The sequence below is a fragment of the Serratia sp. AR11 genome, assembly GCF_056376275.1.
The window spans coordinates 1,924,679-1,938,458 of record NZ_CM150739.1; the positions used below are offsets into that span (position 1 = coordinate 1,924,679).

Here is a 13,780-nt window from a genome sequence, read left to right on the forward strand (position 1 = left end):
ATCGGGCCATGTTGCAGGCACTCATTGCGTGAGTGCCTGCAAACCGCGGGACATCACGGGTTGACTCAGCCAGTGTGGGCGGTTATGGTTCGGGCAGTGCGCTGTTTTGTGCATATATTTTGATATTCTTGCCGGGTTTAACAGAAACATGGACAAAATTGATCATCATCGCCGTAAATGGCTGGCGTTAGGTAGCGCCGCTGTGGGCATAGCGCTGCTCCCTGGGCAAGCCTTTGCCAGTCTTTCTACTTCACGCCCGCGTATTCTGGTTGTAAATAATATGCATACGGGCGAATCGCTTAAAGCCGAATTCTTCGACGGTAAGGGATATAATAAAGACGAATTAGTCCGTCTTAATCATCTCTTCCGTGATTATCGTGCCAATAAGGTCAAGTCGATCGATCCTCGTTTGTTCGATCATCTCTACCGTCTGCAAGGTCTGTTGGGCACCAACAAGCCGGTGCAGTTGGTTTCAGGTTATCGTTCCCTGGATACCAACAATGAGCTGCGTGCACGCAGTCGCGGTGTAGCCAAGCACAGCTACCACACCAAAGGCCAGGCGATGGACTTCCATATCGAAGGCATCCAACTGAGTAATATCCGTAAAGCGGCGTTAAAAATGAGCGCCGGTGGTGTAGGATATTACCCACGTAGCAACTTCGTACACATCGATACCGGCCCGGTGCGGACCTGGTAATCGCTGTGCACCACAAGTGAGTAGCGCCAGCCCGACAGGGTGTGGCGCCGTTGTCGTTGGAGCCTTATGAAATACCACATTATTCCCGTTACCGCTTTTAGTCAGAACTGCAGCCTGATCTGGTGTGAGAGCACCCAACAGGCGGCGTTGGTCGATCCCGGCGGTGAACCTGAAAAACTGAAGGCCGAAATAGCCAGGCAGGGCGTAACCGTTACGCAGATCCTGCTGACGCATGGTCATCTCGATCACGTTGGCGCGGCCGCTGAGTTGGCAGAGTTTTATCAGGTGCCGATCTACGGCCCGGATAAGAGGGATGCCTTCTGGCTGGATGGCCTGCCTGCGCAGAGCCGCATGTTTGGGCTGGAAGAGTGCGCACCGCTGACGCCAACCCGGTGGCTGGAAGAAGGGGACAGCGTGCAGGTGGGCGAAATGACGCTCAAGGTGCTGCATTGCCCTGGTCACACTCCTGGCCATATCGTGTTTATTAATGATCAGGCGCGATTGGCGCTGGTGGGCGACGTGCTGTTTAACGGCGGCGTTGGGCGCAGTGATTTCCCTCAAGGCGATCACCAGGCGTTGATTAACTCGATCCGCACCAAGTTATTGCCGCAGGGTGATGACATGGCGTTTATCCCAGGTCATGGGCCAATGTCGACCTTCGGTCAAGAACGTGAAACCAACCCTTTCCTGCGTGAAGAGCCGGCCATCTGGTAAGTTATTTCCGGCAGAAATAACTAAGGGGCGCTTTGAGCGCCCCTTTTGCTATGTGTCGCGCGACGGTTTTACAGCACGGCGACGATGGCTTCGCACAGCGGCGCCATATTGTCTGGTGTCATGCCGGCAACGTTAACGCGGCCGGAGTTAACGGCGTAGACGCCAAATTCCTCACGCAGACGCAGAACCTGTTCTTTGGTCAGCCCGCTGAATGAGAACATGCCGTTCTGATTGATGATAAAGCTGAAGTCCTGCTCAGCGCCTTTCTCCTGCAGGGTATTCACAAACAGCTGACGCATGCGGTGAATACGTTGACGCATGTCAGTCAGTTCCTGCTCCCACAGCGCACGCAACGCATCGTCGCCCAAGATGGTTGCCACAATGGCAGCACCGTGTGACGGCGGGTTGGAGTAGTTGGCGCGGATAGCCGCTTTCACCTGGCTGAAGGCACGATCGGCGGTTTCTGCATCAGCAGCAACGACGGTACAGGCACCCACGCGTTCGTTGTAAAGACCGAAGTTCTTCGAGTAAGAACTGGCGACGATCAGTTCCTGATGCTTGGCGGCAAAAATACGCAGGCCCTGAGCATCTTCTTCCAATCCTTTCGCAAAGCCCTGGTATGCGAAGTCAAACAGTGGCAACCAACCGTTAGCCACAGACAGCTCGGCCAATTGAGCCCACTGCTCAGCCGTTGGGTCGATGCCGGTTGGGTTATGGCAGCAACCGTGGAACAGCACCACATCGCCAGCCTGAGCCTGTTTCAGGCTGCGGAGCAGACCATCGAAGTCCAGCGCATGATTGGCGGCGTCGTAGTAAGCGTATTCCAACACTTCCAGACCGACCGCACCAAACACGTTGTTGTGGTTCGGCCAGCTTGGGTTGCTGATCCAGATGCGTTTCGCGCTGGTCTGGTTGGCGATGAAGTCAGCTGCAACACGCAGGCCGCCGGTGCCACCAGGAGTTTGTGCAGTGCGCGCACGCTTGTCGGCAATAATTGGGCTTTGTTTGCCGAATAGCAGCTCTTGCGTGCAGTTGGCGAACGCCGGAATACCTTCAATGCCGAGATAGTTTTTGGTGGTCTCATTTTCCAGCAGATACTGCTCAGCTTTTTTAACGCTGGTCAGCACCGGGGTTTTACCGGTTTCATCTTTATAAACGCCAATCCCCAGGTTGATTTTGTTAGGGCGAGCGTCAGCGCGGAAAATGTCGGTCAGACCCAGGATCGGATCGGCAGGTGCAGCAGTGATTTTTTCAAACATGTCAGGTGCTTCCATGGCTCGGAGTTAAGCAGACAGAAGCATCAGGGTAGCGCCAGTTATGCCCTTTGCCAACCGTTTGCGAGAAAAACACCTCGATCTTGTGAAGGACGCATATTCAGCATAAAAAATGAGGGGGAAGGGGGATTTGGCAGGATAAAAATTTAGGGGGACGCAAAAACAAAAACAGGGCCGAAGCCCTGTTTTTTAACTTAGTCGACGGTGAACCGGCGTTAAGTGAGACAACTTAGAACTGGTAAACCAGGCCAACACCAACGATGTCGTCGGTAGCGATGGCGTTAGCTTTGGTGAATTCGTTCTCGTCCAGCAGGTTGATTTTGTAATCAACGTAGGTAGACATGTTTTTGTTGAAGTAGTAAGTGGTACCAACAGAAACATATTTAACCAGGTCGGCATCGCCGCCGCCGAAGCTAGAGCCGTGTGCGGTACGGCTAGACAGGTTTTTACCTTTAGACTGCAGGTAAGAAACTTCTGGACGCAGACCGAAATCGAACTGGTACTGTGCAGTCACTTCGAAGTTCTGAGTTTTGTCAGCGATGGTGAAGTCAGATTCGCCGTATGGAGTCATGTTACGGGTTTCTGAGTACATGGTTGCCAGGTAGACGTTGTTCGCGTCGTATTTAGCACCCACGGTCCACGCATCAGCCTTGTCGCCTTTAGCTGTGGAGTCGTTGGTCTGCGCATCAGTACGATCAGATGATGCGTATGCAGCACCGAAGCTGATGCCTTCGCCGATGTCATAAGTAGAAGACAGGCCCCAACCGTCGCCGTTTTGTTTCTTCAGAGCACGGCCGTCGTTTTCGTTCTTACCCTGGTACTGAACGGCGAAGTTCAGACCGTCAACCAGACCGAAGAAGTTGTTGTTACGGTAAGTAGCAACGCCGTTGGTACGGCCAGTCATGAAGTTGTCGGTGTAGGTGTAAGTATCGCCACCGAACTCTGGCAGCATATCTGTCCAGCCTTCCACGTCGTACAGTACGCCGTAGTTACGGCCGTAGTCGAATGAACCGTAGTCAGCAAATTTCAGACCCGCGAAGCCCAGACGAGTCTTGGTGCCTTCGGTGCCTTGAGATTCAGCGTGGTTAGCCTGAACGTTGTATTCCCACTGGCCGTAACCGGTCAGTTGGTCAGTAATCTGGGTTTCACCTTTGAAGCCGAAACGCACATAGGTCTGATCGCCATCATTACCTTTGTCGTCTGAGAAGTAGTGCAGACCGTCAACTTTACCGTACAGATCCAGTTTGTTGCCGTCTTTGTTGTAGATTTCAGCAGCGTTTGCTGCACCAGCTGCTAACAGAGCCGGGATTACCACTGCAAGAATGTTGCGCTTCATCATTATATTACCCTCATTGGTGTTATTCGGACACCTTTGCCACTGCCGCCAATAATTCTTTTGGAACTATTGTTGATAGATTGGTGTCGTCCTGTGTCTGCACGCAGTGTTCCATTCACGGGCGGGTTAATCTAGAACGAAAATGCTACCAATGTCGCAATGAGGTATCAGAATGAAAGCATTTGTAACAAAAAGTAATATTCAGGGAACTTTGTGACGCGCGTCAATATTAAAAAATGCGAAAGGCCAGCAAAGCTGGCCTTGGTTTTGTAACTAAATTAATTAGAAAATGTATTATCTGATTAATTAAAAGGTTGCATTACGTGGAGTCCGCGGGAACGGAATGACATCACGCACGTTTTGCACGCCGGTGACATAGGCGATTAAACGCTCAAAGCCCAAACCGAAACCGGCATGAGGAACGGTGCCGTAACGACGCAGATCGCGATACCACCAGTAGTCTTCTTTATTCAGCCCCATGGCTTCCAGACGCTGATCCAGTACGTCCAGACGTTCTTCACGCTGAGCACCGCCGATGATTTCACCAATGCCCGGAGCCAGAACGTCCATTGCGGCAACGGTTTTACCGTCATCGTTCATACGCATATAGAAAGCTTTGATGTCTTTCGGGTAGTTTTTCACTACTACCGGCGCTTTGAAGTGTTTCTCGGCCAAATAACGCTCATGTTCGGAAGACAGGTCGATACCCCAGGAAACCGGGTTTTCGAAAGTCTGACCTGAGGCGATCAGGATTTCCACCGCTTCGGTGTAATCAACCTGAGCAAAGTCAGAAGTAACAAAACGCTGCAGGCGATCGATTGCGTCTTTGTCTACGCGCTCGGCGAAGAACTGCATGTCATCCATACGCTCGTTCAATACGGCCTGGAATACATACTTCAGCATTTTTTCCGCCAACTCGGCGATGTCTTCGAGATCGGCAAACGCCACTTCCGGTTCGATCATCCAAAACTCCGCCAGGTGGCGGCTGGTGTTGGAGTTCTCGGCGCGGAAAGTGGGGCCGAAAGTGTAAATTTTCGACAGCGCACAGGCATAGGTCTCGCCGTTCAACTGGCCGGAAACGGTCAGGAAGGCTTCTTTTCCGAAAAAGTCCTGGCTGAAATCGACCGCACCCTTATCGGTACGCGGCAGATTTTCCAGATCCAGAGTTGAAACGCGGAACATTTCACCGGCACCTTCGGTATCGGAGGCGGTGATCAGCGGGGTGGAAACCCAGAAGAAGCCGTTCTCGTGATAGAAACGGTGAATGGCCTGTGCCAGCGTATGACGTACGCGGGCAACGGCACCGATCAGATTGGTGCGTGGGCGCAGGTGAGCCACTTCGCGCAGGTATTCGATGCTGTGACGTTTGGCCGCCATCGGGTAGGTGTCAGGATCGTCAACCCAGCCAACCACTTTAATCGCGGTTGCCTGCAGTTCGAAACTCTGACCTTCGCCCGGAGATGCCACCACAACGCCGGTGACTTCAATGGAACAGCCCGTGGTCAGATGCAGCACTTCATCCTGATAATTCGGCAGAGAATTATTAACGACGGCCTGTAACGGATCAAAGCAGGAACCGTCATAGACGGCCAGGAAGGAGATACCAGCTTTAGAATCTCTCCGGGTACGCACCCAACCGCGTACGGTGACTTCACTGTCAACCGCAGCACGGCCTTGCAGTACGTCGACTACAGGCACTACGCTCATAGATTTCTCTCTTTAATAATTTGGTTTAGAAATAGCTTATAACCCAAGAATATGGGGATGTTGCTATGTTACTTGCCGCGGTGCAGAGCACAAGTAGAAATCGCCGGATTGGTGCAACATTTCTTGGGGCTGGGCGAAAAGGGAACAACGAGAAGGACTATATAAAGAAGGAAAAGCCGGCGTGAGGTCTTCAGCCGGCTTTTTAACGTTTATCGGGCAGGGGGCTAGCTCGCTTTTTTTACCAGCGGCAGATCGAAGGCTTTGCGTAACGCTTTTACAAAGGCCTGATCCTGACAGATGGTTTTACCCGGGCTGTCGGAGAGTTTAGCCACCGGTTTGCCTTTGCATTCGACCAGTTTGATAACGATATTCAGCGGTTTAACTCCGGGAATATCGCAGGTCAGACGCGTACCTATACCGAACACCAGGTTGACGCGTTGGTAGAAGTGGCGGTAAAGCGCCAGTGCTTTGTCCAGATCCAGGTTATCGGAGAACACCAGAGTTTTGCTCATCGGATCAATCCCCAGCTTCTGGAAATGCGCGATGGCTTTTTCGCCCCATTCGAACGGATCGCCTGAGTCATGGCGCAGGCCCTGATAGCGTTGGGCAAACTGCGGGCCGAAATCACGCAGGAAGGCATCCATGGTGATGCAGTCGGTCAGTGCAATACCAAGCTGATCCGGGTATTCAGCCAGCCAGGCCTGCAGTGCCGCCCGCTGGCTGTTGGCCAACACCGGGCTGATCTGCTGATGAGCCTGGAACCATTCATGGGCCTGGGTACCAACCGGTGCAAGATCCAACTGGTGCGCCAGATCGTAGTTGCTGGTCCCCACCAGATACGGGAATTCGTTTTTCAGCGTGCCGACGATTGCCTGCTGCACAGCCTGTGAAAAACGGCGGCGGGTGCCGAAGTCCATCAGCTTGAAGCGAGAAATATCCACATCGCTACTCATGGCTTTAAACTGTGCGAGCTTGTTGCGCAAATGGGCTACCGCCATCTCTGGCGTGACATCCGGTGAGCGGTGACGGTGCACCACTTCGCTGATTACCGCCAGCAGTGGGACTTCCCACATGATCACTTCGCGCCACGGGCCGGCAATGCGAATATGCAGCTTGCCCGCGTGGTTCTCGATCTGGACCTGTTGCGGATCGTAGCGGAAATCGCGCAGCCAGTTCAGGTAATCCTCACGGAAGAAGGGCAGCCCTGAGAGATAGTCGAACTCAGCGTCTGTCAGCGCCAACTGGCTCATCAGTGCGATTTGCGCACCAATTTCGTCGGCATATTCGCCAAGCAGCTCGTCACCACGGCAGCGGAATTCCGCCGCCACGCTGATAGCGGGATAGCGATGAAACACTGCTTGCTGCATATGAAGCTTGTAGGCATCAGTATCAAGCAGTGATGTCAAAATCGGGGAGGCGTATTGAGTCATAGCGCGTTACTGCATCCTCGTCAGGCGCGTGTCCAAATCCGGATAATCAAAAAAAGTGGGGGGAGTATACCCGGATTATCCTGTTATTGAAGCTGCATCACACCACAATTCATCGGAGCGGGTCGAGGATTAAACGTGCCTTTATGCTGGCTTGCCATCAGGATGGCGGCAGAAAAGCCAGATAAGCCTGTAAGGTGAATGACTTAGGCTAATTAGTCATAAAAATTATAATGTTAATTATTTTAAACAACAATTCAGATAAAACCGGTCGGGGTGTAAATGCCGATCCGGTCCTTACCGTTATTTTTACTGAAATAGAGCGCTTCATCCGCCTGTTTGATCGCCGTTGGCAACAGCCGGATGTCGCTCACCTGGGCAATGCCACAGCTGGTGGTGAAGCAAACCTTTTGCCCATCGGCTATTGTCAGGGTTAATTGGTGGGTTCGCTCGCGTAGCTTGGACATCACTTCGCGTGCATTCTCCAGCGTACAGTTCCCGAGGATCACGGCGAATTCCTCACCGCCATAGCGACAGAAAATATCACTGGAGCGGAAGGTGCTCTGCAGCAGTTTACCGAAGGCGACCAACACCAGATCGCCGACATGGTGGCCGTAGCTATCATTGAGATTTTTGAAGTTATCAATATCAATCAGGCAGAAGGCCAGCGGATAGCTGCTGGCGGCCAGCGATTCGCACTCGCGGAAAAATTTGCGCCGGTTATAGATGTTGGTCAAGGGGTCAAGGAATGAAGAGGCTTCCAGCTCTTTGATCAGCAGATGCTTTTCGTTTTCCAGCGTTACCTTTTCCAGCTGATACTGTTTGAGTTGTTTAATGGCATCGCTGATGGCCATTAACTCCTGACCGTAAAACACCTCATTAGGCACTATGTTCATATTCCCGCGCGACAGCCGCAAAATATTATTATGCGTTTTCGTTAACCAGCGGCTGATATTTGAACAGTAAACCAGCGTTGGCAGAAAAATAAACAGGGCGATCAGGCCACCCAGGGAAATCATGCCGTAAATGGCGGTCTGGCTGTTATAGATCTTATGCTGAGAGGCGGCGATCTCCATTTCAAAACTACGTTGGAAAAGCCGTTGTGAAAGCTCAGTCAGGTTTTTAACGTACTGATAAATCGAACTGGCGGGATAGGGGCTATGGGTATCGACGGCAGTATCGAGTCCGTTGGTAATCTGGCCGATCTTTTTGGTCGATATTTGCTCAAGAATATCATTCACCAGGAACGTGGTTTGCACATCGTTATAGCTCAGCTTCATAAATATCAGCCGGGCGCTTAAAGAAGTTAATACTCCGGTGAGCTGAACGGCTTTCAAATAAGCGACTTTACGCTCCAACGGGTTGATATTGACATCGATAACCTGATCGATAAGTTCGGTGACGGACAGGTTCAGCCGGTTATTCAGCCGTACGGCTTCCAGAAACAGAAATGAATCGGCATCGACCATGCGGTTGTCGTAGCTATAGCGGTAATAGCTTTTGCTGGCCTGAGAAATGTAGTAGGCGCTGTTGATATTAAACAGGTTGGCGTTGGCATTGGCATCGGTAACGAGCGAAAGCTGCAGATTGTCACTATTGAGCAATTGTTCCATCAGGTTGAGCATGGAGAGTGCAGCGATTTTTTGCCGAATGCCAAGCTGTTGCGAGATATCACTGTCAATATGGGGGCGAAAGCGGGCAATTTTCTCCCGAGCTATTCGATCCGCTTCCTGCCATTGCTGCGGAGTAATATGAGGATCGACCAGGCTCAGGCGTTTCAGACGGTGCGCCAATAAGGTGGCCTGAAAAGCCTCTGAAATCTGCTTGGCGCGGGTAATTTTGTACAGGTTAAGCTGGTTGTCGCGATAGCCGGTTTCGGCCTCGACCAACTCGTCGGAAATGAACAGGGCGAAAGAGGACATCAGGGCAAAGGTAAAAAAATAGATCAGATATTTTACTTTCATACGCACCGCGCGTCCTTGAGCCAGATTTGCTAATTATATCATTGAGTCTCCCAGGCTGTCTTAACTATACCCAGCGAGCGGCTGCGGGCAGAAAAGTGCTACTGCGCCGCCGCTGTTTGCCCATGAGCGCTGAAAAAACCGTACTTTTCACCCGCTTTCTGAAGCTTGGGCAGGCGTGTAACCCGAAGGGAGTTTTTTAGCATTAAATGCTGATTTTTATGCTGCATCAGGTCAAGGCACCTGACTGGGTGGGCAATTCGTCGACAATATTAGGATCCACCTCCGATTTCTCCGCACTGGTGGCCCGGCATCTCTGGGTTTTTTTTGTAGCTGTGATACAGTTTATTTACAATCAGGCTCATCGAAATTTCTGCTCTTTCCCCACGGCGAAATAACCTCAAGATGAAAGCCTGGCACCTGTAACTCACTGAGACGTCAAAGGGTTTTTATGACACAACAGCCACAGGCGAAATATCGCCACGATTATCGTGCACCAGATTACACCATCACTGACATTGACCTGGATTTTGAGCTGGACTCAGAGACCACTCGCGTCACTGCCGTCAGCAAGATTAAACGCCAGGGCGCAGCCGACGCGGCACTGGTACTGAACGGTGAAGACCTTACGCTGGTGAGTATTGAGATCGACGGCCAGCCATGGACTGCCTATCAGTTGCAGGATAACAAGCTGGTTATCGAGAAATTGCCAGCACAATTTACCATGACCATCGTCAATGATATTCACCCGGCGAAAAACACCGCGCTGGAAGGCTTGTACCTGTCCGGTGAGGCGCTGTGTACTCAATGTGAGGCCGAAGGTTTCCGCCATATTACCTATTATCTGGATCGCCCGGACGTACTGGCCCGCTTTAACACCCGCATTGTGGCTGACAAGGCTCGTTACCCATTCCTGTTGTCAAACGGTAACCGCGTAGGCCAGGGAGAGCTGGAAGACGGACGTCACTGGGTGCAGTGGCAAGATCCGTTCCCAAAACCTTGTTACCTGTTTGCGCTGGTGGCCGGTGATTTTGACGTGTTGCGCGACAGTTTCACCACCCGCTCCGGGCGCGAAGTGGCACTGGAGCTGTTCGTTGACCGTGGCAACCTGGATCGCGCCGATTGGGCGATGACCTCACTGAAGAACTCGATGAAATGGGACGAAACCCGTTTCGGACTTGAGTACGATCTCGACATTTATATGATCGTCGCGGTCGACTTCTTCAACATGGGGGCGATGGAGAATAAAGGGTTAAATATTTTTAACTCCAAATACGTGCTGGCAAAAGCCGAAACCGCCACCGACAAAGATTATCTGAATATTGAAGCGGTGATTGGCCACGAATACTTCCACAACTGGACCGGCAACCGTGTGACCTGCCGCGACTGGTTCCAGCTCAGCCTGAAAGAAGGGCTGACGGTGTTCCGCGATCAGGAATTCAGTTCTGATCTGGGTTCACGTCCGGTTAACCGCATCGATAACGTGCGCGTGATGCGCGGTGCACAGTTCGCCGAAGACGCCAGCCCGATGGCGCACGCCATTCGTCCGGACAAAGTGATCGAAATGAACAACTTCTACACCCTGACGGTGTATGAGAAAGGATCCGAAGTGATCCGCATGCTGCACACGCTGCTGGGCGAAGAGCAGTTCCAGAAAGGCATCCAGCTGTATTTCGAGCGTCATGACGGTAGCGCGGCCACCTGCGATGATTTCGTTCAGGCGATGGAGGATGCATCCAACGTTGATTTGTCGTTGTTCCGCCGCTGGTACAGCCAGTCCGGCACGCCATTGCTCACCGTGCGCGATGAATACGATGCCGAGCACCAGCAGTATCGCCTGCACGTTAGCCAGAAGACCGAACCGACCGCCGATCAGCCGCAGAAATTGCCACTGCATATTCCGCTGGATATCGAGCTGTACGACGCACAAGGCAATGTAATTGCTCTGCAGAAAGACGGCTCAGCGGTCAATAGCGTCTTGAACGTTACCGAAGCGGAGCAGACCTTCGTGTTCGACGGCGTGGCGCACAAGCCGGTACCGTCCCTGCTGCGCGAGTTCTCTGCGCCGGTGAAGCTGGATTATCCGTACAGCGATCAGCAATTGACCTTCCTGATGCAGCATGCGCGCAATGAATTTGCCCGCTGGGATGCGGCACAGAGCCTGCTGGCCACCTATATCAAACTGAACGTTGCCAAGCATCAGCAGAAACAACCGTTGTCGCTGCCGCTACACGTTGCTGATGCGTTCCGCGCCGTGCTGTTGGACGAAACGCTGGATCCGGCATTAGCCGCGCAAATCCTGACGTTGCCATCGGAAGGTGAAATTGCCGAACTGTTCGCGACCATCGATCCCGAAGCGATCGCTGCGGTGCACGAAGCGATCGTCCGTTGCCTGGCCAAGGAAATGGCCGACGAGTGGCTGGCGGTTTATAACGCCAATAAAACCGACGGTTACCGGGTGGAACACGCTGACATCGCCAAACGTTCGCTGCGCAATGTGTGCCTGGGCTATCTGGCCTTTGGCGATGAAGCGCTGGCCGACCGATTGGTGTCCGAGCAGTATCGCCAGGCAGACAATATGACCGACTCACTGGCGGCTTTGGCGGCGGCGGTAGCGGCACAGTTGCCTTGCCGCGATGCGCTGTTAACGGCATTCGATGAGCGCTGGCATCAGGATGGTTTGGTGATGGACAAGTGGTTCGTATTGCAGGCGACCAGCCCGGCGGCGGACGTGTTGACCAAGGTGCGTAGCTTGCTGAAACACCGTTCATTCAGCCTGAGCAACCCCAACCGTACGCGTTCGTTGATCGGTGGTTTCGCTTCTGCCAACCCGGCGGCGTTCCACGCGGCAGACGGCAGTGGTTATCAGTTCCTGGCGGAGATCCTCAGCGATCTGAACCAGCGCAATCCGCAAATTGCCGCACGCCTGATTGAGCCGTTGATCCGCCTGAAACGCTATGATGCTTCACGTCAGGCGTTGATGCGCAAAGCACTTGAGCAGTTGAAGGGGCTGGAGAACCTGTCCGGCGACCTGTTCGAGAAGATCACCAAAGCGCTCGACGCGTAAACCGAACAAGGGACGGCATGCCGTCCCTTTTTTAATTCGCGACCCGACGTGCGGCTTCAGCCGGCTGCGGCGGTGACAGTACCCGGTCCAGCACTTCGGCTTCCAGCTCTGCCAGCCTGGCAGATCCCTTACGGCGTGGACGCGGCAGGTCAATTGTCAAATCCAACCCGATACGCCCTTCCTCAATCAAAATCACCCGATCCGCCAGCGCAATGGCTTCACTGACGTCGTGCGTCACCAGCAGTACGGTAAAACCATGCTGTTGCCACAGCCCTTCGATAAGGCCCTGCATTTCAATCCGCGTTAACGCATCCAGCGCGCCCAAGGGCTCATCCAGCAGCAACAGGCGTGGACGGTGGATCAGTGCGCGAGCCAGCGCCACCCGCTGCTTTTGCCCGCCGGACAAGGCTGCCGGCCACTCATTGGCGCGATCGGCCAGCCCAACGGTTTCCAGCGCTTGCAATGCATCGGCTCGCCAATTACCCCGCAGGCCGAGGCCGACATTGTCGATCACCTTTTTCCACGGCAGCAGGCGGGCGTCCTGAAACATCAGGCGAGTCTCGTCCCTGGCATTGGCGAGTGGCGCATTGCCGCTTAATAACGCGCCGCTGCTGGCATTCTCCAGCCCGGCCATCAGACGCAGCAGCGTGCTTTTGCCGCAACCGCTGCGGCCAACCACGGCGACGAACTGGCCGGCGCTGATGCGTAACTGGATATTGTCGAGTACCCTGCGGTTACCGTATTGCTTGGCAATGGATTCCAGCGTGACTGGAGTCCCCTGGGGAATACGCGCGGGAGTTGTCATAGCGCTTCTCCTTGCTTGAGTTGATAGGCTGGATGCCAGCGCAGCCAGACGCGCTCCAGCAATTGGGCGCTGACGTCCGCCAGCTTGCCGAGCAGGGCGTACAACACAATCGCCACCACCACCACGTCGGTCTGCAGGAATTCACGGGCGTTCATCGCCAGGTAGCCAATCCCCGAATTGGCGGAAATGGTTTCGGCGACGATCAGTGTCAGCCACATAAAGCCCAATGCAAAACGCACGCCGACCATGATCGAGGGCAGGGCGCCCGGTAAAACCACCTGGGCGAATAACTGGAAACCGCTCAGGCCGTAGCTGCGTGCCATTTCAAGCAGGCCCCGATCGATATTCTTGATACCGTGATAGGTATTGAGATAGATAGGGAACAGGGTGCCCAATGCCACCAGAAAAATCTTGGCGGACTCATCGATACCAAACCACAGGATCACCAGCGGGATTAATGCCAGATGCGGTACGTTACGGATCATCTGTACGGAACTGTCCAGCAGGCGTTCGCCCCAGCGTGACAGGCCGGTGATAAAGCCCAGCGCCAGCCCGATGCTGCCGCCAATGCTAAAACCGATCAACGCGCGCCAACTGCTGATGGTCAGGTGTTGCCACAGCTCGCCGCTCTTGGTCAGGGTCCAGAAAGCGGTCACTACGGCGCTCGGCGCCGGCAGAATGCGGTTCGACAGCCAGCCCGCTTCCACGGATATTTGCCAGACTGCCACCAGCGCTACCGGCAATGCCCAGGGGGCCAACCGGTACAAGATTCGTTGTGTGCCGTTTGCCATA

Annotated in this window: 10 protein-coding genes; 3 read left to right on the plus strand and 7 right to left on the minus strand. The window is 53.6% G+C overall.

Annotated features, from left to right (window positions below; genetic code table 11):
- Positions 1-148: 148 nt before the first annotated feature.
- Together mepK and ACSOSI_RS09155 are read left to right on the plus strand one after the other, a co-directional pair.
- Positions 149-697, plus strand: a complete 549-nt coding sequence (mepK, locus tag ACSOSI_RS09150) for a peptidoglycan L,D-endopeptidase MepK (RefSeq protein ID WP_012006154.1) — start codon at positions 149-151, stop codon at positions 695-697.
- Between the two features lie 66 nt (positions 698-763).
- Complete coding sequence (locus tag ACSOSI_RS09155) at positions 764-1,411, plus strand: MBL fold metallo-hydrolase (RefSeq protein WP_112364277.1); 648 nt, start codon at positions 764-766, stop codon at positions 1,409-1,411.
- Positions 1,412-1,479: 68 nt separating this feature from the next.
- Here ACSOSI_RS09155 and ACSOSI_RS09160 read toward each other — a convergent pair whose 3' ends face one another.
- From ACSOSI_RS09160 to ACSOSI_RS09180, 5 genes are all read right to left on the minus strand, one after another.
- Positions 1,480-2,670 (minus strand): amino acid aminotransferase, encoded by a 1,191-nt coding sequence (locus tag ACSOSI_RS09160; RefSeq protein WP_112364278.1) that lies wholly within the window; start codon positions 2,668-2,670, stop codon positions 1,480-1,482.
- 244 nt (positions 2,671-2,914) lie between these two features.
- On the minus strand, positions 2,915-4,024 hold the full coding sequence (gene ompC, locus ACSOSI_RS09165; protein ID WP_276552734.1) for a porin OmpC: 1,110 nt from the start codon (positions 4,022-4,024) through the stop codon (positions 2,915-2,917).
- A gap of 303 nt (positions 4,025-4,327) precedes the next feature.
- Positions 4,328-5,728, minus strand: a complete 1,401-nt coding sequence (gene asnS, locus ACSOSI_RS09170) for an asparagine--tRNA ligase (RefSeq protein WP_012006158.1) — start codon at positions 5,726-5,728, stop codon at positions 4,328-4,330.
- A 224-nt stretch (positions 5,729-5,952) separates the two neighbouring features.
- On the minus strand, positions 5,953-7,158 hold the full coding sequence (gene pncB / locus ACSOSI_RS09175) for a nicotinate phosphoribosyltransferase (RefSeq protein ID WP_476706934.1): 1,206 nt from the start codon (positions 7,156-7,158) through the stop codon (positions 5,953-5,955).
- 254 nt (positions 7,159-7,412) lie between these two features.
- Entirely contained in the window at positions 7,413-9,119 is a 1,707-nt protein-coding gene (locus ACSOSI_RS09180; protein ID WP_476706935.1) for a GGDEF domain-containing protein, read from the minus strand.
- Positions 9,120-9,567: 448 nt separating this feature from the next.
- On the opposite strand from ACSOSI_RS09180, the gene pepN reads away from it, so the two are divergent.
- Entirely contained in the window at positions 9,568-12,183 is a 2,616-nt protein-coding gene (gene pepN, locus ACSOSI_RS09185) for an aminopeptidase N (protein WP_476706936.1), read from the plus strand.
- 31 nt (positions 12,184-12,214) lie between these two features.
- Here pepN and ssuB read toward each other — a convergent pair whose 3' ends face one another.
- Both ssuB and ssuC read right to left on the minus strand, forming a co-directional pair.
- On the minus strand, positions 12,215-12,988 hold the full coding sequence (gene ssuB / locus ACSOSI_RS09190) for an aliphatic sulfonates ABC transporter ATP-binding protein (RefSeq protein ID WP_476706937.1): 774 nt from the start codon (positions 12,986-12,988) through the stop codon (positions 12,215-12,217).
- Entirely contained in the window at positions 12,985-13,779 is a 795-nt protein-coding gene (gene ssuC / locus ACSOSI_RS09195; protein WP_012006163.1) for an aliphatic sulfonate ABC transporter permease SsuC, read from the minus strand. The genes ssuB and ssuC overlap by 4 nt, the downstream gene beginning before the upstream one ends.
- Position 13,780 lies beyond the last annotated feature (1 nt).